This is a genomic window from Streptomyces malaysiensis subsp. malaysiensis, from assembly GCF_040653035.1.
Classification (GTDB): domain Bacteria; phylum Actinomycetota; class Actinomycetes; order Streptomycetales; family Streptomycetaceae; genus Streptomyces; species Streptomyces malaysiensis.
Window position 1 is genome coordinate 709,324 of sequence record NZ_JBEZNG010000001.1, and the last position, 21,412, is coordinate 730,735.

Below are 21,412 nucleotides of genomic sequence, written 5' to 3' on the forward strand. Positions count from 1 at the left end.
TCAGCCTCCTCCGCCCGCCAGGTCGGTCTCGTCCGCCGCGCCCGCGGTGCCCGTGACCGTCCAGGGGAAGTCGGCGGCGCCGGGGAAGAGGATCGGGACGTGCAGCTCGACCGTGGCCTTGTAGACCGAGCCGTCGCCGCCGGCGCAGTCGATATCGGCGCTCCAGGAGCCGGGGATGTCCTTGCTCGCCGCGTCCTGGCAGGCGCCCGCGCCCTTGGCGGCGCCCGCGCGGGCGCCCTTGTCGGCCGAGTTGCCGGCCAGTGAGTAGGTATAGCCCACCAGCACCAGCTGCCAGACGACCGCGAGGACGATCAGCACCAGCGGCAGGACGCCGAGGAATTCGACCGTCACCTGGCCGCGGTCGCCGCCCCGCTTGCGCAGGAACCCCTTGGTGGACGGCGGGGCGAGCTCGTTGAGCGCGTCGGTGCCGTCGCCCACGCTGCCCTGCGCCGCGTCGCCGCCCGCCTCTATGGCGTGGCGCCGCCGCAGCCCCGGCAGGGCGCGCTCGCCGCCGCCCCCGGCCGCGTGGCCGCCCCGGTGGGCGGCGCGGCGGCCGCCGCCGCCCGGGGGCGCGGCCTCGACCAGGCCCAGCTCCCCGGCCAGCCCCCACAGCGCCTGTTTGACGGCCGACTTGGCGTCCAGGTCCTGCATCCGGCCGGAGTCGACGGCGGGCTGGAGCTCCTTGAAACCGGCCGGGATCGCCGTGCGCGCCACGGTCGTCCCGGTGGCCCGCTGGACCAGCTGCGGCTGGATCTCCGCGCTGCGGGTGTGCCGGTTGACCACGGTCACGGTCTCCTCCGCCTTGCGGATCTGGAGCCGGTCCCAGAGCCTGACCATGCGCTTGGCGGCGCGCACCGCGACCACGTCCGGGGTGGTGACCAGCAGCGCGATGTCCGCGGTCTCCACGGCGGCGGCGCCCGCGGAGGTCATCTGCGTACCGCAGTCGACGATCACGATCTCGAAGCGCGACCGCAGCGCGCCGATCACCTGGCGGGCGGTGCCGTCGGTCACCTCCTCACCGCGCTCGCCCTCGCCCGGTGCGAGCAGCAGCCCGAGCCCGGTCTGATGGGTGAACACCGCGTCCTGGAGCACCCGCGGCGAGATGTCGCTGATCTGCGCCAGATCGGCGATCGAGCGCCGGAACTGGACGTCGAGGTACGAGGCGATGTCGCCGGACTGGAGGTCCATGTCGACCAGCGCGACCTTACGGCCCGCGGCCCGCGCGGCGAGCGCGAGCTGAACGGCGGTCACGGTGGTGCCGACCCCGCCCTTGGCGCCCGCGACCGCGACCAGCTTGCCGCCGGGCCCGGCGGCCAACGGATCGCCGCCGCCCCCGAGATGGCGCCGGACGCCGGTGGCCCACTGGGCGGCGCCCTGGACTCGGGCGGCCAGTTCGTCGTACGACAGCGGTATTCCGGCGATGCCGCGGGCCCCCGCGTCCATGGCGGCCGAGTACAGCGCGGGCCCCGCGTCGGCGGTGACCAGCACCACGCCCACCGCCGGGAAGCGCAGCGCGATCTCGCGGATCAGCTCCAGCGCGGGGGCCGGGCCGATCCGCTCATGGACGAGGACGACCTCCGGCAGCTCCTCCAGGGAGGCGGCGGCCAGCGATGCGAGGGTGTCGAGCAGCAGGGTCGAATCGCCCACCGGCGCCGTCGGTTCGACACCGGGCAGCTGGCCGAGCAGCCCGCTCAGGGAGCGGGCGGCGTCGGGGTCGCCGACGGCCGGCAGAATCCTGATCGTCACCGCGGCACCTCCTCACTCATTTGTCGCCGTCGAGGGTGTAGGTGCGGTCGCCGGGGCCTATCGAGGAGCCCCCGCCTGGGGCGACCAGCGCGAGCCGCACATGCGAGGCGAAGGATTCGGCGTAGGCCACGCGCTGGGCGTTCTTGGTGTCGAGCGCGAAGGTGATCGGCACGGCCTCGTTGATCCGCCGTTTGTCGTCCTGGTCGGGCTCCAGGGCGGTGATCTTGCCGAGGTCGAGCACCTCGGCGCCCGCGACGATCAGCTTGGAGACCGGCGCCTCGCCCTGGGTGCTGCCCTCGAAGGTCGCGTAGATGTTGACCCGCGCGCCCGGGGTGATCTTCCCCGCGACGCCGGTGGCCGCGTCGACCATGATCGCGATCTCCTGCTGTCCGGCCTTCAGCGCGGGCCGGTCCACGATCATGTCCCGCTGGAGCAGCGACCCCTTGGTCAGCTGGGTCACCGCGATCTTCCCGCGTAGCTCGTCGAGATCGGTGACGGCGGTGGAGGGCACATAGCGCTTGGGCATCGAGACCTTCTCGAACTCCCCCGCGTCCAGCGCCTTGTAGGGCTTGACGTCCGAGGTGAGCTTGTAGGCCGTGGTCTCGGGGCCGACCTTCGACTCCACGTCGTCGATGACGGAGAGAACTCCGGCGAAGGCGCCGACGGCGCACAGGACCGACAGGAGCAGCAGGATGACTCCGCGGCGCTGGCGTGAATTCATGGGACGCACAACCTCGTTCGGGGACGTTACCGGCTGGTCAGGGCGGGACGTTGGGACGTGAGCAGTGCGGGGATCTCATCGCCGCGCGCCACCGGGCAGGAGCAGAAGGCACAGCGGTCGCCGATGAGTTCGAAACCGCACCAGTGGCATTCCTCTCTCCGTACGGAGGCCACGAGCTGGTAGAGGACCGAGAGGTCGGGGATGGCCGCGGCGAACTCGATCAGCTTCGGAGTGCCCCACCAGCGCGCCGACTCGGCGGGCAGCGGCACCTCCTCCACGCCTCGTACGCCCCAGGCGGGGGCGAGGGCGCCGGTGACCCAGTCGTCGTGGCCCGCGCCGCCGCCCCCGTAGCCATGGCTGCCCAGCTGGCCCCGGGCGACGGTCATGGCGGTGAGGTACCCGGGCGCGGGCAGCTCCGTCGCGCCGCCGACCTTGACCAGGTGCGGGGTGGGATGGGCGAGCACTCCGAAGTGGGCGCCGGGCATCCATGACTTGACGTGCGAGGTGAGGCTGACCGGGACCCGGTCCAGCCTGGCCACGCTGCCCAGCAGGGCGCCCGCGTGGATGTAGTGGGAGAGCAGCCGGGCGGCGCACGCCAGCACACCGGGGCTGAAGTCCGAAATGGACAGCTGGCGCAGCTGACGGGCCAGCACGGCGACGGCGAGCGGGGGCAGTTCGAGCGGCAGCAGCGCCATCCGGTCGCTCTCCAGGACGGAGCGCACGGTGTGGAGCCGGCGGACCACGGCCGCGGGGGTCGCGGCGGGGTAGAGCACGACGAGATAGCCCTGCTGATCGAGGAGGGTCGCGACCTCGGCGAGGGCGTCGTCGAGCGACTGTGCGTCCGGCGGGCGGAGCACTACGGCCGACGGGGTCTGCCCGTCGGGTGGCGGAAGAACCAGCTCGCGGCCGGTGACTGCTATCGCGGTGGGCACGTCGGCTACCCCGTCTCACATCGGCGCCGAGCGGCGGCGGCCGCAGGTCTTTACTGCCCCTGTCTCTTTACTGCCCCTGTCCTGGTGCGTCGTCACTTTATCCACGAAAACAGCGTGAGAGAACAGTTCCTCTGGGTTACGCACCCCGGGCCCGATCCTTCAGTGCGCGCATCCTCTTGACAAGCCCATTGGTCTGGACCACTTTACGTTCATACGGTGGCCACCGTCCGCAATCTCCTCCTTCACACCGGCTTCCCAACGGATTCCCCCACGGAGGCAGTCATGGACCGTGCCCCACGCCCCCGCACCACCCGACTCAGACGCCGACTCGCCCGGCTGACCGGCGCGTTCGCCGCGACCGCGCTGGGTGCCACCGCCCTTGTCGCCCTCGGCGGCGGCACCGCCGCGGGCGCCGCGGCCGCCAACCTCGCCCAGAACCCCGGTTTCGAATCCGGCCTCAGCGGCTGGACCTGCTCGGCCGGAAGCGGCACCACCGTCGCAAGCCCCGTCCACAGCGGCTCGGCCGCCCTCAAGGCCACCCCGGCGGGCTCGGACAACGCCCGCTGCGCCCAGACCGTGGCCGTCAAGCCCAACTCCGCGTACACCCTGAGCTCCTGGGTCCAGGGCAGCTATGTGTACCTCGGCGCGAGCGGCACCGGCACCACCGACGTCTCCACCTGGACGGCCTCCGCGCCCGGCTGGCAGCAGCTCAGCACCGGCTTCACCACCGGCCCCAACACCACCTCGGTGACCGTCTACACCCACGGCTGGTACGGCCAGCCCGCCTACTACGCCGACGACATCAGCCTGGCCGGCCCCGGCGGCGACCCCGGCGACCCGGCGCCGGGCGCGCCGAGCGGGCTGCGGACCGGCACCGCCACCTCGTCCGCCATCGATCTGTCCTGGTCCCCGGTCTCCGGCGCGACCGGCTACAACGTCTACCGCGACGGCTCCAAGGTGCTCTCGACCGGCGGCACCTCGGCGACCGTGACGGGCCTGGCGCCGTCCACCTCGTACCAGTTCCAGGTCACCGCCACCAACGCGGCGGGCGAGTCGCCGAGGTCGTCCGCCATCACGGGCACGACCACGGCCGGAGGCGGCGGAGGCGGTGGCGGCGCCGTGCCCAAGCACGCGGTCACCGGCTACTGGCAGAACTTCAACAACGGCGCGGCCGTGCAGAAGCTGCGTGACGTCCAGGACCAGTACGACATCATCGCGGTGGCCTTCGCGGACGCCACCGGCACCCCGGGGGCCGTCGACTTCACGCTCGACCCCGCCGTCGGCTACGGCAGCGAGCAGCAGTTCAAGGACGACATCAAGGCCAAGCAGGCGGCCGGCAAGTCCGTGGTGATCTCGATCGGCGGCCAGAACGGCACGGTCTCCATCAACGACTCGGCCTCCGCGAACAACTTCGCCGACTCCGTGTACGCCCTGATGCGGGAGTACGGCTTCAACGGCGTCGACATCGACCTGGAGAACGGCCTCAACGCCACCTATATGACCCAGGCGCTGCGCTCCCTGTCGGCGAAGGCCGGGTCCGGCCTGGTCATCACCATGGCCCCGCAGACCATCGACATGCAGTCCACATCCAACGCCTACTTCCAGACGGCGCTGAACATCAAGGACATCCTGACGGTGGTCAATATGCAGTACTACAACAGCGGTTCGATGCTGGGCTGTGACGGCAAGGTCTACTCCCAGGGCTCGGTCGACTTCCTCACCGCGCTCGCCTGCATCCAGCTGGAGGGCGGTCTGTCCCCGTCCCAGGTGGGCCTCGGCCTGCCCGCCTCGACGCGGGCCGCGGGCGGCGGCTATGTCTCCCCGTCGATCGTGAACAACGCCCTGGACTGCCTGGCCCGCAGCACGAACTGCGGCTCCTTCAAGCCGTCCAGGACCTACCCGGGTCTGCGCGGCGCGATGACCTGGTCCACCAACTGGGACGCGACGGCGGGCAACGCGTGGTCGAGCGCGGTGGGCCCCAAGGTGCACGGTCTGCCGTAGCGTGACGCGGCGCCTTCCGCCGGAAGGCCCAAGGGGGCCGGGAGCGCAACCGCTCTTGGCCCCCTCATCCGCATTTTTCACCCTCCCGTGCGGGGAAGATGTCGCGTGGGGTTGACAACGGCATTGGTCTGGACCACCTTATACGCACGCCACAGGGGCCCCTGACCACGCATTCGCAACACCACCCCCACACCTCTCCCCCCACCTACGGAGGCTGTCGTGGTACGCGCACAGTTCACCAAGCGGCTGCTCGGAGCCGCCGCCGTCGTCGCCCTCGCTGCTGGAGGGCTGATATCCGCGGGTTCGGCCAACGCGTCCGAGGACCACTCCGACGCCGGCCAGAGCGCCGCCGCCGTCCCGGAGCACGCCGTCACCGGCTACTGGCAGAACTTCGACAACGGCGCGACGACCCAGAAGCTCTCGGACGTCCCGGACGACTACGACATCATCGCGGTCGCCTTCGCGGACGCCACCGGCTCGCCCGGAGCCGTCGACTTCAAGCTCGACCCCGCCACCGGCTACAGCGACGAGCAGCAGTTCAAGGACGACATCAAGGCCAAGCAGGCGGCCGGCAAGTCAGTGATCATCTCCGTCGGCGGCGAGAAGGGCACGATCTCGGTCAGCGACGACGCCTCGGCCGACGCCTTCGCCTCCTCCATCACCGGTCTGATGGACAAGTACGGCTTCAACGGCGTCGACATCGACCTGGAGAACGGCGTCAACTCCACCTACATGACCAAGGCGCTCAAGGCCGTCCACGACAAGAAGAGCGATGTCGTGGTCACCATGGCGCCGCAGACGATCGACATGCAGTCGGCGTCCACCGAGTACTTCAAGACCGCCCTGGGGATCAAGGACTTCCTGACGGTCGTCAACATGCAGTACTACAACAGCGGCTCGATGCAGGGCTGTGACGGCAAGGTCTACTCCCAGGGCTCGGTCGACTTCCTGACCGCGCTCGCCTGTATCCAGCTGGAGAACGGGCTCGACCCGTCCCAGGTCGGCATCGGCGTGCCCGCCTCCACCAGCGGCGCCGGCTCCGGCTATGTCGAGCCCGGCGTGGTCAACGACGCCCTCGACTGCCTCGCCAAGGGCTCCGGCTGCGGCTCCTTCAAGCCGTCCAAGACCTACCCCGGCATCCGCGGCGCGATGACCTGGTCCACCAACTGGGACGCGGCCAGCGGGAACGCCTGGTCCAAGGCGGTCGGCCCGCACGTCCACGGGCTCTAGGCCACAGAGCGGGAACGAAGGTTCGAGGTGCGCCGGTGTGCCCCGCCCGCGATGGGCGGGGCACACCGGCGCACTGGTGTTCGCTACGGCTTGGGCAGCACACACCCCGCCAGGTTCAGGTCGATCTTGTTGCCGGTGGTCACGCACTTGGTGATGCCGTACGTCTCCTGGGCGTAGTTGATGCCCTTGCGCACCGTCACCGCGCCGTTCTCGTCCACCTCGCACGGGTTGTTGAGGGTGCAGCGGGCGCCGTCCTCGTTGCCCGTGTTGTTCACGGCCACGACCTTGCCGGACGCCGGGTCGACGACGGGAGAGCCCGAGGTTCCGCCGATCGTGTCACAGGCGGAGGTGTAGCGGACCGAGTCCTTCCAGGTCCAGTCGCCCTCCTTAAGCCGGTATGCAAATCCGTCGATATTGCAGGAGTAGATCTTCTTCCAGTAGCCGGAGACCACATTGATGGCGGAGCCCTGGGTCGGGTGGCTGTCCGACAGCGTTAGTGCCTTGATGCCGTACGCCGACTGGATCTGGGCGTATGTGGACGTCAGCTGGTACAGCGAGATGTCGGTGTCGGTCATCGTCGCGTACGCGACCTTGTTCGCGCGTACGGTGCCGGCGCTGCCACCCGAGGCGGTCAGCAGGGTGAAGCTCCGGCTCGACGGCTGGTCGACGATCACCTCTCCCGCGCCAGGGAAGCCGCTCTCCAGGCAGTGGCCGTTGGAGAGCACGAGCGCGGGGTCGCTGTCGGCCGAGCCCGGCGTCCGGACGACGGAGCCGGAGCAGTTGCTGAGCGCCACCGTGCCCGCGAAGTCGACCGCCTTCGGGGCCTTGGCGGGGGACGCGGCCGTCGCGGGTGCCGCACCCGCGCCGACGAGGGTCGCGCCGCCCAGTAACAGGGCCGAGAGCGCACCGACGAGAGATCTGTTCATGCGGGGGGTTCCTTCCCTCGATGAGAGATTCCTTCGGCATCGACCATTTCCCACCCTTGCGCATGTCATGCGCATGGCCGAACACTGGCGCAGCAGTCGCTCGCCCCTCACCGTTCCTCATTAGTGAGAAGGAGTGAGTCTTGTACCCACACCTGGTCACTACGGACATCCCGAACGGTTTTGGGTGTCCTGGTTGCCCGCGTTCTCTCCGTGTCCGGCGGCACGCATCGTGTGCGTGGTCCTGGAATGCGGGGGCGGGTTCCCTCACGCACAGGAGCCTCCACACCGGCCTGGACGGTCCGATGCCCCTGCACATCACTCTGGTGAGCAGGGGGCGGTGCCGTCCGTCGCCGGATCGGATGCCCTTGGGCGCGTCGCCCGATCGCGATGCTCGCGGCATCGTGACGGGTCGTCTTACGGTTCTTGGTGGTGAGCGGCTTTTGCCAGTGCTGGGCGCCCCACTTCGAGGTGTAGGCCGGGTCCACAGCGATGATGGTTATTCCGGTGGAGTCGGCCATCGACGTGAGCCGGGCGCGGAGCCTGCCGGTGGGCATACCGGAGATCAACTGGCGGAAGCGCTTCCTGCGCCCGTGCTTCTCCCGCGTCTTCTCGGCGGTGAAGTCGAGGTCTTCGACGGCGATGGCTTTGACGCCGCAGGTCTTGGCCCAGTTCAGCAGCCGGGACAGGGCGTGGCGGACGTGGGCGTCGCGGTGGTCGGCCGAACCGGACAGGTCGTAGAAGAATCGGCGCGGATGACCGATGGGGTTGCCGTGGGTGTCCAGTCGCCAGGCGGCGAGGTGATCGGCGTTGGTGTCCACGCCGATCACTCCGTCGGCAAGTGCGTCATCGAGCGGGATCGTCTTGGCGACGGGGAACGTCCAGGACGCGGTGAGGTACCAGCGTCCGCGTTGTACGTCGTAGTGGATGCGGTAGGCAACAGCCCGGTTCGCGGCGACACGGTCGGCCCACTCGGTGCCCCGGTGGGGAAAGCGGACCTTCGCGGCGAGGACGTACCGGCCGTGTCCCGCGTTCGCATGCTCGGCAAGGGGGGACGGGAGCTTGATGCTCACTTCGCCCTCGGGCGTGACGCGGATCGTCTCGTTCCCGAACCTCTTTCCGGACTCGCCATCGGCCTGGAGGAACCAGCGCTCCGCCTCCCATCGCTCACGCCACTTGGCCTCAGTGAGCCCCGCCTTGCCGAGATTGTGGCGGGCTTTCAACAGACGTTTCCCGCCACGCGACACACGCACGACACCGGCTTCACGGTCGGCGCTGACGGAGACGAGCCGGTCTTCGAGTGCGTGCAGGCGGCGTGTCTTGTGGAACCACTCGTGCGCCGACCGGTAGCCGCCGGGCGAATGCCTGGTTCCTCTCTCGCCGATCGGCAGGGAAAGACGGCGTTGAAGCGTCCCGATGCTCGCTTCAAGAGACTGGACGTACGCCGACTGCCCGCGCCGGACAAGCGCCCACTGATCGTGAGTGGCCTTCGTGATGCTGCCCGCCCACCGGGACGACGAGGCGGCCGTCAATTCCCGCTTCCGGGCCGCCCAGGTCCGAGCGGAGTGCTCCAGACCGTCAACGCAACGCGCTTTGAGGTCCTTCGAAGCGAGCGAGCCCAGGTGCGCACCCAGCAGCGTCAGGACCTTCTCATCTTCGGGCGTGAGCGTCTTCAGTCGGGCACGGATCGCCACACCACAAGGCCCGGACGCGACGAACGGCGCCGCCACCTCCCGCCGGCCACCCATTTTCCTCACCCCCGCCCAATACCGAAGATCCGTCATCCCGCACAACGAGCCTCCCCCGGGAAGGTCACGCATTCGATGCAAGAACTCCCGTTCCCCCGAATCCACCCGCCGTCACCGCAGCACTCACTCCTGCACGCTCCAACACGCCCAAGCACTGTCAATTAGCAGCAGTTCCAACCCCCAGGAGATGTCATGCGACGTCGCATTCGCGGCAGACGGGCCACCGCCCTCACCGCCTTGCTCACCCTCGCACTCGCCGCACCCATGGCAGCTCGGGCCGACGACCCCGCACCCCGGCCCGGCACCGGGCGCACCGCCCCGTCCGCCGCCGAGACCGCAGCCGACCCGAGCGTGAAGCAGTACGAGGTCTCCGGCCCCACCACCCCGGCCGCCCGCACCGCGATCGCCGCCACGGGTGTGTCCATCGACGAGGTGGACGCCCGCTCCCTGGTCGTCACCGCCGACGCGGCGCAGGCCGAGCGGCTGCGCACGCTCGGCCACCGGCTCACCGCCCTCCCGGGCCCGCCCGACCGCGGCCAGGGCAGGTCCGCCAAGCCGTTCGACTTCCCCTCGGCCGATGCGAAATACCACAATTACGCCGAGGCAAATGCCGAGATCAACGCGGCGGTGGCCAAGTATCCGGCCATTCTCAGCAAGCGCGTCATCGGAAAGTCGTACGAGGGCCGCGATATCGTCGCGCTCAAGATCAGCGACAATGTGGCCACGGACGAGAGCGAACCCGAGGTCCTCTTCACCGCCCATCAGCACGCGCGTGAGCATCTGACCGTGGAGATGGCCCTCTATCTGGTGCGGCAGTTCACCGAGGGCTACGGCAGCGACTCCCGGATCACGAACGCGGTCAACGGCCGGGAGATCTGGATCGTCCCGGATGTGAACCCGGACGGCGGCGAGTACGACATCGCCACCGGCTCCTACCGCAGCTGGCGCAAGAACCGCCAGCCCAACTCCGGCTCCTCGTCCGTCGGCACCGACCTCAACCGCAACTGGGACTTCAAATGGGGCTGCTGCGGCGGCTCTTCAGGATCGCCCGGCTCCGAGACCTACCGCGGGCCCAGCGCCGCCTCCGCCCCCGAGGTGAAGGTCGTGGCCGACTTCGCGCGCAGCCGCGTCGTCGGCGGCAAGCAGCAGATCAAGGCCGCGATCGACTTCCACACCTATAGCGAACTGGTGCTGTGGCCGTTCGGCTGGACGTACGACGAGACCACCACCGGCATGACGCGGGACGACTACGACGCCTTCGCCGCGGTCGGCAAGAAGATGGCCGCGAGCAACGGCTACACCCCCGAGCAGTCCAGCGAGCTCTACATCACCGACGGCGCGATCGACGACTATCTGTGGGGCACCCAGAAGGTCTTCGCCTACACCTTCGAGATGTACCCGACCTCCTCCGGCGCCGGCGGCTTCTACCCGCCCGACGAGGTCATCGACCGCGAGACCAGCCGCAACCGCGACGCGGTGCTCCAACTCGTGGAGAACGCGGACTGCATGTACCGCTCGATCGGCAAGGAGGCGCAGTACTGCGCCTGAGCCGAGCCGACACCGTATGGCACGCGGGTGCCGTCCCGGCGGGGAACCCGCCGGGACGGCACCCGCGGCCCTGTGTTGGAGCGGCAACGCGAGTTCCCCACCGTTCACCCTGCGCAAGCCCCGGCCCGGAACGGGATTGATTCGCCAGTCGGTCACGACGCCCCCGCAGCGCTGCCAGGCGCCGTGCCCACGTCCGGGTCGTCGCCTTCGCCGTACGAGGGCAGGCGAGCGCCCCGGCTCTCGGCGACCCGCAACACGTCGCGCAGCGCCTCACACAGCCGCTCCGCGAGGTAGCGGAGTTCTCGCTTGTCCGCCCTGGGGGCGTCCAGCAACACCCGGGCGTGCCGGAGGAGTTCGGCCGCCATCGACACCTGTACGGCCTCGATCGCATCCGCACGTCGGCTCAGCGGGCTGGTCCCGTCGTCCGACGCCAGGTAACACGGCTTGCCGTCCGGATCCGACCACGGCAGCAGGCGCAGACCGGTCATCGCACCCATCCGGGCACCTCCACCACACCGCGGATCACCGCCCGGGTCCCGGCCCGATGACAGCCGGGCGGCAGTACGGCGAGAAGTGCACTCACGCATGCGAGGAACCGCCCCATAGGGTCCTTCATGTTCATCAGCTCCTGTCAGCTGGTGGGCCACGCCCTCGGGCCGGTGCACCCCGGTCGCGAGGGTCTTGCGCTTCTTCACGCTGTGTGGCGCTTTCCTCACAGAGTGGTGGTTGTTCTGGCTACGCTGCTAGCAGGGCGAGCCTGACCACGCACCTTTCAACTCGGGGAGTCAGCCCATGAAGATGGATCGAAGGCCACGCACACCCAGGGAGAAGTACGGGGAAGAGCTGCGGCTCCGCCGCACAGCGGCCGACATGACACAGGAGGCGCTGAGCGAGATCGTGGTGTGCTCGCCCACGCTGATCAGTCACTTCGAGGCGGGCAGGCGGTTGCCGAGGCCGGACGACGCGGTACGAATCGACCAGGCGCTGGGGACGGACGGATTCTTCGCGCGGTGGCTGGAGGACTTGGAGTCGCGCTATGCCGCCAACTTCGGGTCTGTGGTCGAGCTGGAGCAACAGGCCACATTGATTCAGCAGTTCGCAATCAGCCTGGTCCCCGGGATGCTTCAGACCCCCGAATACGCGCGGGCCGTTTTCGGCGCCTTCGAACCCAACCCGACAGCCGAGGAACTTGACGAAGCCGTTGTCACCCGGACGCACCGTGCTCAGCTTCTGGACGGGCCACCAAGACCGGTAATTTGGACGCTGCTCGACGAGGCTGTGCTCAGGCGCCAAGTCGGAGGACCACAGGTCATGGCTGAACAGCTGCGAAAGATTGCAGACTTGGCCGAAGGGAAGCGACTACGGCTCCACGTGCTTCCATACGGCGCCGGGGCGCACTCCCTCATGGAAGGCCTGCTCACTCTCATGGCCTTCGAAGACTCAGCCCCGGTGGCCTATACAGAAGGTTTCGTTGTCGGCCAACTGATTGATGATCCAGCCTTGGTGGCCAAGAGTCAGGCGGCTTACGCTCTGGCTCTCAGCGATGCGATGTCGCGACGGGAATCACTTGCCCTTGTCAGGGCGGCAGCAGAGGAACATGCACATGGTCAGTAATAAACACACGGTCCCTGACTCGTCCCGCCTGACCGGGTGGTACAAGTCCAGCTACAGCGGCGGAAGTACACCTCAGGGCGAATGCCTCGAAGTCGCGCGAGGCCACGCCGTCATACCCGTCCGCGACAGCAAGGACCCGCACGGCCCGGCGCTCGTATTCGAGCCGTCCGCGTGGTCGGCGTTCGTCTCCGCCGTCAAGCGCGGGGAGTTCCCCACCACCTGAACCACCCAACTCCCCAGCGGGGGCAGCCGTTAACGGCTGCCCCCGCTGGTTCCCACCGCCGAACGGCATCTCTCCCTCGTCGGTCAGACGGTGGCAGGGGCGGCGAGCATCACGGAAGCCCGCTGGAGTGGGCTGGGGACACGCGCTGGACCAGCGTCAAAAGGTGCCTCCTACAGTGGTGGGTCAGTTTCCTGATCACGGAGTTTCTAGGCCGCCGCCGCGTCGAAGGAGGTCTGCCGTACGGTCCTGCGTCGGGCAGCCGAGGCGGGGCTGCGTCGGCCGCGTGAGGATGCGCCGCGCTTACGCCGCTCGGCCACCGGCGCGGTGATCGTGACGGGGATGCCGGAGGGTGCCTGGGCGCCGGTGATCCGGCTCAGGGCCTCTTCGCCGACGCGGATCTGGGTGATCCGGGGCACGATCCCGGCGGCGCTCATGAGACGGCTCATATCGCGGCGCTGGTTGGGGGTGACCAGGGTGACGACGCTGCCCGACTCGCCGGCCCGCGCGGTGCGGCCGCCGCGGTGGAGGTAGTCCTTGTGGTCGGTCGGCGGGTCGATATTGACGACGAGGTCGAGGTCGTCGACGTGGATGCCGCGGGCGGCGACGTTCGTGGCCACGAGCACGGTGACGTGCCCGGTCTTGAACTGGGCCAGGGTCCGGGTGCGCTGCGGCTGCGACTTGCCGCCGTGCAGTGCGGCGGCCCGCACTCCGCTGTTCAGCAGGTCCTGCGTGAGCCGGTCGACGCCGTGCTTGGTGTCCAGGAACATGATCACCCGACCGTCGCGGGCCGCGATCTCGATGGTCGTGCGGTGCTTGTCCGCGCCCTGCACGTGGAGCACGTGGTGCTCCATCGTGGTGACGGCGCCCGCCGACGGGTCGACGGAGTGGACGACGGGGTCGGTGAGGTAGCGGCGGACCAGGCGGTCGACGTTGCGGTCGAGGGTGGCGGAGAACAGCATCCGCTGGCCCTCGGGGCGCACTTGGTCCAGGAGTGCGGTGACCTGGGGCATGAAGCCCATGTCGGCCATTTGATCGGCTTCGTCCAGGACGGTGATCGCGACCTGGTTCAGCCGGCAGTCACCGCGGTCGATGAGGTCCTTGAGCCGGCCCGGCGTGGCGACGACGACTTCGGCGCCGCCCCGCAACGCGCCTGCCTGCCTGCCGATCGACATTCCGCCGACGACGGTGGCCAGGCGCAGCTTCACCGAGCGGGCGTAGGGGGTGAGTGCGTCGGTCACCTGCTGGGCCAGCTCACGCGTCGGGACGAGGACCAGGGCCAGCGGCTGGCGGGGCTCGGCACGCTGTCCGGCGGTGCGGGCCAGCAGAGCCAGGCCGAAGGCGAGGGTCTTGCCGGATCCGGTGCGCCCGCGTCCCAGGGCGTCGCGGCCCGCGAGGGTGTTGGGCAGGGTCGCGCCCTGGATCGGGAACGGGACGCTCATGCCCTGCGCGGTCAGCGCGGCCAGCAGCTGGGCGGGCATGTCGAGGTCGGCGAAAGCCTCGACCGCGGGCAGCGCGGGAGTGATCGTCTTCGGCAGGGCGAACTCGCCCGAGGCCGCGGCGGGCCGCCGACCGTGGCCACCCGAGCGGCTCGGGCCACCGGAGCGGCTCGGCCGCCCTGATCGGCTCGGGGCGGGCGAGCCGAAGCGACTGCCCCGGCCCGAACCGGTGCCGGAGTCGAAAGCGGGGCCGCTGGCGCGGCGGGTCCGGGAGGTGCGGTGGTTCGTACGTGTGGGGTTCATTTGAGAACCTTCCTTGATACGGCACGTATCAAGGAATTCCCGCAGCGGAAGAGCCGCGCGGGGAATCACAAGAACGGGCCGAAATGGAATGCGAAATCGAAGACGCCATGCAGTGAGCTGGGAGCGGTTCTGGCCCCACAGGAGGCATCACTGAGGGAAATGCCCGTAGCTGGGGCCCGCGCCCCGAGGGATGCGGGCCCCAGCTACGAAGTGCGCGTCAGCGTCAGGCGGGAACGATGTTCTCGGCCGTCGGGCCCTTCTGGCCCGGGGCGATGTCGAAGGTGACCTTCTGCCCTTCGAGCAACTCGCGGAAGCCGTGGGCGGCGATGTTCGAGAAGTGGGCGAACACGTCAGGACCTCCACCGTCCTGCTCGATGAAGCCGAAGCCCTTGGCCGCGTTGAACCATTTCACAGTGCCAGACGCCATGTCATATCTCCTTGTGGGGCAGTACGCCGGCACCCGCAATCCACGGACACCGGGTCGCCGTGATGATGCCCCGCCCGGAGAACAACCGGAAATACAAAACGCTTCCCGCAGCTAAATGCCGGCACGAGCGTCGAAGTTTTTGGGAACCACAACTGCAACTGAGATCGACAGTAGCATGCGGTACTGGCCCGCGTACGGCCGAGGGAGCGAATTCGTTCGCCGCGATAAACACACTGTCCGCGCGACATATTCAACCCTCGTTTCGCGGCAATAGATATTGCCCCACCTGCGGCACAGTGTTCCAGCAAGAGCGGTCGTCACATACGGCTCGGCGAGCGCGGGGCCCGGCCCGCAGTATGCTCCGCGCGCAGGCGGGACCGGACCACCTCAGCCTGCGGTCGTCGGGTCCTCTGAGGCGGCGGCGCGGCGGTACTCGGCGTTGATGCGCTGGGCTTCTTCGAGCTGGTCTTCGAGGATGATGATGCGGCAGGCGGCCTCGATGGGGGTGCCCTGGTCGACGAGTTCCCGGGCGCGGGCGGCGATGCGCAGCTGGTAGCGGGAGTAACGGCGGTGGCCGCCCTCGGAACGCAGCGGGGTGATGAGGCGGGCTTCGCCGACGGCGCGGAGAAAGCCCTGCGTGGTGCCGAGCATCTCGGCGGCCCGGCCCATCGTGTAGGCGGGATAGTCGTCGTCGTCGAGACGGTCGAACGATTCGCCTGCTGTCATTTGCACCTCTCTGTGGAACGGGTGGAGGGGCCCGGGTGCCATATGGCACCCGGGCCCCGAAGGAACTGCTACACCATCCGCCGGCCCTGGTACTGCGCCAGCCTTCTGTGTCCGCTGACCCGACCTGGAAGTTGTCGGGGCTGCGGGGATCGCGGTTGCTTGACCGGAGACCACCTCACTATCGATGTCCTGCGGTACCCGGGCTCAAGACTCCGCCCGGGCGATCCTGATGGCGCTTGGCTCCTCCGTTCTTCCCTCTGGGATCAATCACTTACCTACTACTGTTCTGCGCGCTACTGCGCGAACTGCGGTACTGCTCGCGGCGGCCCCTGATCACTGCGGGCCACCCGGTCCGGCCGCCAGTCCCGTCGCCGTCCTGCAACAACCCTGGCTTCGAAACTCCACCGCCGCACCGTCCTGCGTACTGCAACTGCGGTTGACGCTGCCCGGCAGTTCGTGTCTGCCGGGCCCTGCTGTCTCTCTGGCTACGAGAGAAACCATAACCACGCCACCGCCCAATGTCTACTCCCGCCAGGATAGATTTTCGTGACCCAGGTGGGGAGATAGTCGGCACAGGCCACGGGACAGAGGATGCGGGCCACCACGCGGGTGGCCCCTGACCGGCGATGACGCCGGCCAGGGGCCACCCGGAGCGTGAGTGTGAGCGTCAGCCGTCGTTCTCCGCCGACGGGATGTATGCGCCCGGCACGTCCTGAGGAGCGTAGATCTTCTTCTCACCCGGGTACGGCTTCGCCCAGTTGTGCGTCTGGTACCACGTGAGGTGGTTCATCTGGGCGGGGGGAGCGTAGTCCGGAACGGCGTTGGGACCGGTCAGCCGCTGCTTCGACTTCCACTGGTCCCACTCGGCGGCGACGTTCTTCATATCCGCCGGCACCGAGGACGACGGCACGGCCGCCGCCTTCAGGCTCTGCGCCGCCGGGGTGTCCAGACCACAGGAGGGCGCGGTCTTCACACCGTCGGTCAGCGAGGTCCGGTTGGGCAGCGCCTTGAACGGCGTGAAGTCCGGGTCCCGGGTGAACGCCGAGGCCATCGAGGTGGCCGCGGTGTCCTTCTGGTTCATCGGCTGGATCCCGAGGATCTGCTCGATGGTTCGCACCATGTTGATCTGCGAGTAGTAGTGGCTGTCCACCGCGCCGTGCCTGGCCCAGGGGCTGATGATCTGGACCGGGGCACGGTGGCCGTCGACATGGTCGAGACCCGCCTGGGAGTCGTCCTCGACGACGAAGATCGCCGAGTCCTTCCAGTACTTGCTGTGCGAGATCTCGTCGACGATCTGGCCCACGGCGAGGTCGTTGTCCGCGACCTGGGAGGCGGGGCTCACCGGGCCACCGGTGTGGTCGCTGGAGAGCCAGAACATGTTCAGGTTCGCCGGACCGTTCTTCCGGAAGTCCTTCTTCCAGATCTGTGCCCGGTAGACGTCGGGGACGCTGGTGTCGAACTTCGGGAAGCCGTGCACCGACACATCGTTGAGCGACGGGATCGGCGAGGTCGAGTTCAGCGGGTAGGCGGTGTCCTGACCGGTCGCCGCCATGTTCTTGGTGTCGCAGTACAGGTTCTGCCAGCTGGCGCCCGACGGCTTGGTCAGGAACTGCTGGAACTCACCGAAGTTCCGGACGGACTTGTGGGCCGCCTGCGCACCGGTCCAGATGAAGCCGGTCTTCTGGTGGCCGAGGGCGTCGTCCTCGGTGTCGTAACTGCGGGTGTACTCACCGGCCGAGGACTCGGTGTACTCCGGGTTGTCGGCCTGCATCAGCCAGTTGTGACCCTCGGCGGAGTTGGTGCCGATGTCGTATGTGTTGTCGTACAGGCCGAACTGGTTGGCCAGGGCGTGCTGGTTCGGCGTGACGTTCTCGCCGAACTCGGTCAGCGACGGATCGCCGTTGCCCTTCGGAATGTCACCGAAGACCTGGTCATAGGTCCGGTTCTCCTTGACGAGCAGGAAGACGTGCTTGATCGTCGAGGGGTCGCCGAGCTTGACCGGGACCGGCACCGGCTTGGCCGGGGCACCGTCGGTCTTCTTGAGGGACTCGCCGTTCCAGCCGTTCTGCTTGAAGACCTTGCCGGTGTAGGACCTGATCACGCTGTCGTCGGGCAGCGTGAACTTCTGCACGCTCGACGTCGTGTCGTGGGTGCCACGGCCGCCGGTGGCCTTGCGGCGGGCGTCGACGCCACGGGTGTTGGAGACGTACACCTGGTTGCCCGAGGTGGTGATCTCCGAGGGGAAGTAGTCCGTGGGCAGCAGGCCGACGTAAGAGACCGGCTCCTGCGCGGAGGTGAACTTGTAGACGGCGACGGCGTTGGCGCGGCCGAGGGTCACCAGCAGGTGGCCGTCGTCGGTGAGGGTCACCGCGTCGGGCTCGTAGCCCACCCGGGCCTTGGCCCACGGCTGGGTGGAGATGGTCTGGACGACCTTGTCCTTCGCCGTGTCGATGACCGACACATTGTTGTCGGCGGTGTTGGTGACGAAGACCACGCCGTTCTTGGCGTACACGGCGGTCGGGTGCAGACCGACCTCGATGCTGGAGACCGCGGCGTCCTGGTTCGCCAGGTCGATGACGCTGACCGTGCCGCTGGTGGTGGCGGCGGTCTTCTGGTCGGCGAGTACCTGCGTACCGTAGGAGTTGATCGTGGGCTCGCCGGGCTTGGCCGGGCGGCCGCCCTCGTTGCTGACGTAGAGCTTGTCGCCGACGACGGCCATGTCGCGCGGGGCGTTGCCCACGGCCCAGCTCCGCTTGATGGTCCCGGTGGCCGCGTCGATGGAGACGACCCGGTTCTGGCCGTTGACCGCGGAGTACACGGTCTTGCCGTCGGCCGAGAACACGGCCTCGCCCACCAGGGCGCGCTTGGAGCCGTCCGCCGGGATGGCGACGGTCCGCGGGCTGGAGACGCCACCGTCCGCGTTCACGGTGAACACGGTGTAGCCGTCCGGCTGGCCCAGCCACAGCTGCTTGCCGTCGGGCGAGTACGTCGGGCCTTCCTGGTCCACGTTGTTGCTGCTGATGCGGGGGTTCGACGACGCGGCGCTGCTGACGAGCTGCTGCGTCTTCCAGTTCTTCAGGTCCACGATGGCCAGGGCCGCGCCGCCGTCGGTGACCGAGGCGGCCATGTGCGTGCCGTCCGGGCTGACCGAGGACGACATGATCTTGCCCTGGTTGATGACCAGACGGTCGCCGTACGGGGCGATGTACTGGTTGCTGGAGACGACCTGGCCGTTCTCGGTGACCTGACCGACCTGGTCCGTGCCGAATTGGTGGGTCTGCGCGAGCGCCGTACCGGCGGCCACGAGGGCGACAGCGGTGGTGCCCGCCGTCAACAGCGGTATCCGGCGGCCGATGCGTCTGCTGATGAGGCTGATCCGGGCTTCCTCGACGAGTTTACGGCGGCGAGTGACCTGCATTGAGGGTTATCCCTTCGGGGTGGTGTCGAGCAGTTCGACGTTGCCGTCGAACTGCCACAGCGGGTTCGGCGCGTCCCCGTCGGGGGTCCGCACCAGGAAGTAGCCGTTCACTTCCTTCGGTCCATCGCCATCGGCCATGAACCGCCCGTCCGGAGTGACGTCGAGTTGGTAGATGGCCTGTCCGGTGGCCTCGACGCCGGGGAGGTGCCAGGTCACGACGCAGCGCCAGTCGTTGCCCGGGCCTTCCGCCGCGACCCTGGTGCTCCCCTTGTTGCACGACGCCGTGGCCTTCAACTGGGCCTCGGTGACGGCGGGCCGGTTGAGCTGGTCGGTCTGCATGCGGTACAGGTGCGCGAACGCGGTGGCGAGCGAGCGCTGGACCTTGTCCTGCTCGATCCCGGAGCCCGTCGCCGAGGTCGTCGCGGCGACGACGGCGAACGACGCGGCGGCCACCCCGACGAGCGGCAGGACTCCGACGGTGATCGCGCGGCGGCCCGAACCGTCGTGGGCCAGGCTGGTGAAGTCGCGCCGTACGAAGAGCACATACGCCAGCGCCGTCGCGACCACGGCCCATACGAGGCTGACAACGATGCCGATCAGCAGCGGGCCGAGTTGCCGGGGGCTGGTGAACAGGCCGTTCCAGGAGATGAAGGCGTAGCTCGGCAGGGCGACGCGCACGGCCACCGGAAGCGGCAGCATCTGGGCGACCGCCATCGCGAGCGAGACGAGCACGGGCACCAGCAGCCCCATCGGGGACCGTCCCAGCGTGACCGAGCCGAGGAAGCCGAGCGCGGCGAGCGCCAGGGTCGGGGCGAGGACACAGACCCAGGAGAGCAGGACCGAGACGGCGGCGTCCGACGGGGCCAGGAGATGGCCGTCGAGACCGACCAGCGGCTGGTTGCCGACCACGAGGAGGCCGCCGACGGTGCCGGAGATCGCGAGCCCGGCCACGAGCAGCAGCAGGACGGTGAGACTGGCCGCCACCTTCGCCACGAAGATCCGCCGGGGCGAGCGGACCGCGACGAGCAGATGGCGCCAGGTGCCGAGCCGGTCCTCGGAGGCGAACACATCACCGGCCACGACCGAGGTCAGCAGCGGGAGCGCCCAGGTCCCCGCGAAACCGAGCAGCACCAGCGGCCCGGCCCATCCGGAGGCGAGCATCCAGCGCCCGAAGAGGGTGTCGACGGGGAGCGTGCTCTGCTGGCTCACCCCGGCGACGAAGAGGGCGGGAGCGATCCAGCAGGCGAGGACCAGCAGGCGGATCCGCCACTGGGAGACGAGCTTGACGAACTCGAAGCGACAGGCGCGGGCGATGGGGGCGCGACGGCCCCCGGTGGCCCGCTCGTGCTCCTGTTCCGGGCGCTGGGTGAGGGTCGCGGTCATCCGGCCGCCTCCTGTCGCTCGGTGAGGGCGAGAAACGCGGCTTCGAGCGGCGACACCACGGGAGTGAGCTCGCGCGGCGCGACGCCCGCCTCCACGAGCCGCACCACGAGTTGGTCGAGGGCGGGCACCAGGGCGCGTACGACCAGCGGTTCGGCGTCCTGCCCTACCCCGGCGTCCTCGACGACCTCGATCCCCGGCGCCTCGTCCGCCAGCCGGCGCGCGGCGCGCGGGTCGGAGGTGAGCAGCCGGTAGTCGAGTTCACGGTTCTCGGTGGCCAGCTTGGACAGCGGGCCGGAGAAGACGACGCGTCCGGCGGCCAGGATGGTCACCTCGGAGCACAGCGCCTCGAGGTCGTCCATGTTGTGGCTGGAGAGCACCACGGCGGTTCCGTCGGCCGCGAGCCGGCCCAGGACACCGTGCACATGCTTCTTGCCCGCCGGGTCGAGGCCGTTGGACGGTTCGTCGAGCACGAGCAGCCGGGGCCTGGTCAGCAGGGCGGCGGCGAGCCCGAGCCGCTGGCGCATGCCGAGGGAGAAGCCGCGGGTACGGTCGTCGGCGACGTCGGTGAGACCGACCTCGGCGAGTACGTCGTCGATCCCCGCCGTGCGCGCGCCGTGGCCGCGGAGTGCGGCCAGCGCGGCGAGGTTCTGCCGTGGGGTGAGCGAGGGGTAGAGGGCGGGGCCGTCCACGAAGCCGGCGACACCGTCGGGGGCGTCGAGTGCCCGCTCGACCGGTGTACCCAGGATCTCCAGACGACCGCTGTCGGCCACCGCGAGCCCCAGCAGAAGGCCGAGCAACGTCGTTTTCCCGGCGCCGTTCGGTCCGACCAGGCCGTGGAGCTGACCCTGCGTTACATCGAGATCGATGCCGTCCAGGGCGACGACATCACCGAAGCTCTTCGTGACACCGCGAGCCCGGATTGCGCGGAGTTCTTCCATGGGTCCCTTCCTTCAAATGCCTCAAGGACCCTATGGATTGATCATGCCGCGCAATGGAATGGAGAGTTGAATGTACGTAGAACACGAAACGACGT

The 21,412-nt window shown here is 69.0% G+C and carries 17 protein-coding genes; 5 read left to right on the top strand and 12 right to left on the bottom strand.

Translation table 11 applies throughout. The features are described from left to right. The 3 genes from AB0E24_RS03135 to AB0E24_RS03145 are packed head-to-tail and all read right to left on the bottom strand — an operon-like array spanning position 1 to position 3,399. Positions 1 to 1,746: a CpaE/TadZ family protein gene (locus AB0E24_RS03135; protein WP_359374578.1), complete on the bottom strand. Its 1,746-nt coding sequence runs from the start codon at positions 1,744 to 1,746 to the stop codon at positions 1 to 3. Positions 1,747 to 1,762: 16 nt separating this feature from the next. Continuing rightward, positions 1,763 to 2,467, bottom strand: coding sequence for a Flp pilus assembly protein CpaB (gene cpaB, locus AB0E24_RS03140; protein WP_079258793.1), 705 nt, complete (start codon positions 2,465 to 2,467; stop codon positions 1,763 to 1,765). A 26-nt stretch (positions 2,468 to 2,493) separates the two neighbouring features. Then, the gene (locus AB0E24_RS03145) at positions 2,494 to 3,399 is read right to left on the bottom strand and encodes a hypothetical protein (RefSeq protein ID WP_069864566.1); all 906 of its coding nucleotides are present in this window, start codon (positions 3,397 to 3,399) and stop codon (positions 2,494 to 2,496) included. A 282-nt stretch (positions 3,400 to 3,681) separates the two neighbouring features. On the opposite strand from AB0E24_RS03145, the gene AB0E24_RS03150 reads away from it, so the two are divergent. Next, positions 3,682 to 5,400, top strand: a complete 1,719-nt coding sequence (locus tag AB0E24_RS03150) for a chitinase (RefSeq protein WP_359374581.1) — start codon at positions 3,682 to 3,684, stop codon at positions 5,398 to 5,400. A 219-nt stretch (positions 5,401 to 5,619) separates the two neighbouring features. Further along, entirely contained in the window at positions 5,620 to 6,630 is a 1,011-nt protein-coding gene (locus tag AB0E24_RS03155) for a chitinase (protein WP_069864570.1), read from the top strand. 83 nt (positions 6,631 to 6,713) lie between these two features. Here AB0E24_RS03155 and AB0E24_RS03160 read toward each other — a convergent pair whose 3' ends face one another. Both AB0E24_RS03160 and AB0E24_RS03165 read right to left on the bottom strand, forming a co-directional pair. Next, positions 6,714 to 7,556: a S1 family peptidase gene (locus AB0E24_RS03160; protein WP_069864572.1), complete on the bottom strand. Its 843-nt coding sequence runs from the start codon at positions 7,554 to 7,556 to the stop codon at positions 6,714 to 6,716. Between the two features lie 107 nt (positions 7,557 to 7,663). Then, on the bottom strand, positions 7,664 to 9,301 hold the full coding sequence (locus AB0E24_RS03165) for an IS200/IS605 family accessory protein TnpB-related protein (protein ID WP_359374779.1): 1,638 nt from the start codon (positions 9,299 to 9,301) through the stop codon (positions 7,664 to 7,666). A gap of 192 nt (positions 9,302 to 9,493) precedes the next feature. On the opposite strand from AB0E24_RS03165, the gene AB0E24_RS03170 reads away from it, so the two are divergent. Then, the gene (locus AB0E24_RS03170; RefSeq protein ID WP_359374583.1) at positions 9,494 to 10,849 is read left to right on the top strand and encodes a M14 family metallopeptidase; all 1,356 of its coding nucleotides are present in this window, start codon (positions 9,494 to 9,496) and stop codon (positions 10,847 to 10,849) included. Between the two features lie 152 nt (positions 10,850 to 11,001). Here the strand turns inward: AB0E24_RS03170 and AB0E24_RS03175 are convergent, their stop codons facing one another. Further along, positions 11,002 to 11,346: a hypothetical protein gene (locus AB0E24_RS03175; protein ID WP_206333204.1), complete on the bottom strand. Its 345-nt coding sequence runs from the start codon at positions 11,344 to 11,346 to the stop codon at positions 11,002 to 11,004. Between the two features lie 295 nt (positions 11,347 to 11,641). Between AB0E24_RS03175 and AB0E24_RS03180 the strand changes: the two genes are divergently transcribed. After that, positions 11,642 to 12,463 carry a helix-turn-helix domain-containing protein gene (locus AB0E24_RS03180; RefSeq protein WP_359374585.1) on the top strand — a complete coding sequence of 274 codons (822 nt, stop codon included), beginning with the start codon at positions 11,642 to 11,644 and terminating at the stop codon, positions 12,461 to 12,463. Beyond that, on the top strand, positions 12,453 to 12,686 hold the full coding sequence (locus AB0E24_RS03185) for a DUF397 domain-containing protein (RefSeq protein WP_359374587.1): 234 nt from the start codon (positions 12,453 to 12,455) through the stop codon (positions 12,684 to 12,686). Before AB0E24_RS03180 ends, AB0E24_RS03185 begins: the two co-directional genes overlap by 11 nt. A gap of 206 nt (positions 12,687 to 12,892) precedes the next feature. Here the strand turns inward: AB0E24_RS03185 and AB0E24_RS03190 are convergent, their stop codons facing one another. From AB0E24_RS03190 to AB0E24_RS03215, 6 genes are all read right to left on the bottom strand, one after another. After that, on the bottom strand, positions 12,893 to 14,425 hold the full coding sequence (locus AB0E24_RS03190) for a DEAD/DEAH box helicase (protein WP_359374589.1): 1,533 nt from the start codon (positions 14,423 to 14,425) through the stop codon (positions 12,893 to 12,895). A gap of 223 nt (positions 14,426 to 14,648) precedes the next feature. After that, positions 14,649 to 14,852 (bottom strand): cold-shock protein, encoded by a 204-nt coding sequence (locus AB0E24_RS03195; protein ID WP_102937412.1) that lies wholly within the window; start codon positions 14,850 to 14,852, stop codon positions 14,649 to 14,651. A 387-nt stretch (positions 14,853 to 15,239) separates the two neighbouring features. Further along, positions 15,240 to 15,578: a MerR family transcriptional regulator gene (locus AB0E24_RS03200; RefSeq protein ID WP_069864579.1), complete on the bottom strand. Its 339-nt coding sequence runs from the start codon at positions 15,576 to 15,578 to the stop codon at positions 15,240 to 15,242. 667 nt (positions 15,579 to 16,245) lie between these two features. Continuing rightward, entirely contained in the window at positions 16,246 to 18,996 is a 2,751-nt protein-coding gene (locus AB0E24_RS03205) for a bifunctional YncE/alkaline phosphatase family protein (RefSeq protein WP_359374591.1), read from the bottom strand. Positions 18,997 to 19,002: 6 nt separating this feature from the next. Continuing rightward, complete coding sequence (locus tag AB0E24_RS03210) at positions 19,003 to 20,379, bottom strand: ABC-2 transporter permease family protein (protein ID WP_359374593.1); 1,377 nt, start codon at positions 20,377 to 20,379, stop codon at positions 19,003 to 19,005. Next, positions 20,376 to 21,317: an ABC transporter ATP-binding protein gene (locus AB0E24_RS03215; RefSeq protein WP_102937415.1), complete on the bottom strand. Its 942-nt coding sequence runs from the start codon at positions 21,315 to 21,317 to the stop codon at positions 20,376 to 20,378. Before AB0E24_RS03215 ends, AB0E24_RS03210 begins: the two co-directional genes overlap by 4 nt. Positions 21,318 to 21,412: the final 95 nt, after the last annotated feature.

Bases quoted from the DNA above. Each gene is read 5' to 3' on its own strand.
- cpaB (WP_079258793.1), bottom strand. From the start codon at position 2,467: ATGAATTCACGCCAGCGCCGCGGAGTCATCCTGCTGCTCCTGTCGGTC.
- AB0E24_RS03150 (WP_359374581.1), top strand. From the start codon at position 3,682: ATGGACCGTGCCCCACGCCCCCGCACCACCCGACTCAGACGCCGACTC.
- AB0E24_RS03160 (WP_069864572.1), bottom strand. From the start codon at position 7,556: ATGAACAGATCTCTCGTCGGTGCGCTCTCGGCCCTGTTACTGGGCGGC.
- AB0E24_RS03165 (WP_359374779.1), bottom strand. From the start codon at position 9,301: ATGGGTGGCCGGCGGGAGGTGGCGGCGCCGTTCGTCGCGTCCGGGCCT.
- AB0E24_RS03170 (WP_359374583.1), top strand. From the start codon at position 9,494: ATGCGACGTCGCATTCGCGGCAGACGGGCCACCGCCCTCACCGCCTTG.
- AB0E24_RS03175 (WP_206333204.1), bottom strand. From the start codon at position 11,346: ATGGGTGCGATGACCGGTCTGCGCCTGCTGCCGTGGTCGGATCCGGAC.
- AB0E24_RS03180 (WP_359374585.1), top strand. From the start codon at position 11,642: ATGAAGATGGATCGAAGGCCACGCACACCCAGGGAGAAGTACGGGGAA.
- AB0E24_RS03185 (WP_359374587.1), top strand. From the start codon at position 12,453: ATGGTCAGTAATAAACACACGGTCCCTGACTCGTCCCGCCTGACCGGG.
- AB0E24_RS03190 (WP_359374589.1), bottom strand. From the start codon at position 14,425: ATGAACCCCACACGTACGAACCACCGCACCTCCCGGACCCGCCGCGCC.
- AB0E24_RS03195 (WP_102937412.1), bottom strand. From the start codon at position 14,852: ATGGCGTCTGGCACTGTGAAATGGTTCAACGCGGCCAAGGGCTTCGGC.
- AB0E24_RS03200 (WP_069864579.1), bottom strand. From the start codon at position 15,578: ATGACAGCAGGCGAATCGTTCGACCGTCTCGACGACGACGACTATCCC.
- AB0E24_RS03205 (WP_359374591.1), bottom strand. From the start codon at position 18,996: ATGCAGGTCACTCGCCGCCGTAAACTCGTCGAGGAAGCCCGGATCAGC.
- AB0E24_RS03210 (WP_359374593.1), bottom strand. From the start codon at position 20,379: ATGACCGCGACCCTCACCCAGCGCCCGGAACAGGAGCACGAGCGGGCC.
- AB0E24_RS03215 (WP_102937415.1), bottom strand. From the start codon at position 21,317: ATGGAAGAACTCCGCGCAATCCGGGCTCGCGGTGTCACGAAGAGCTTC.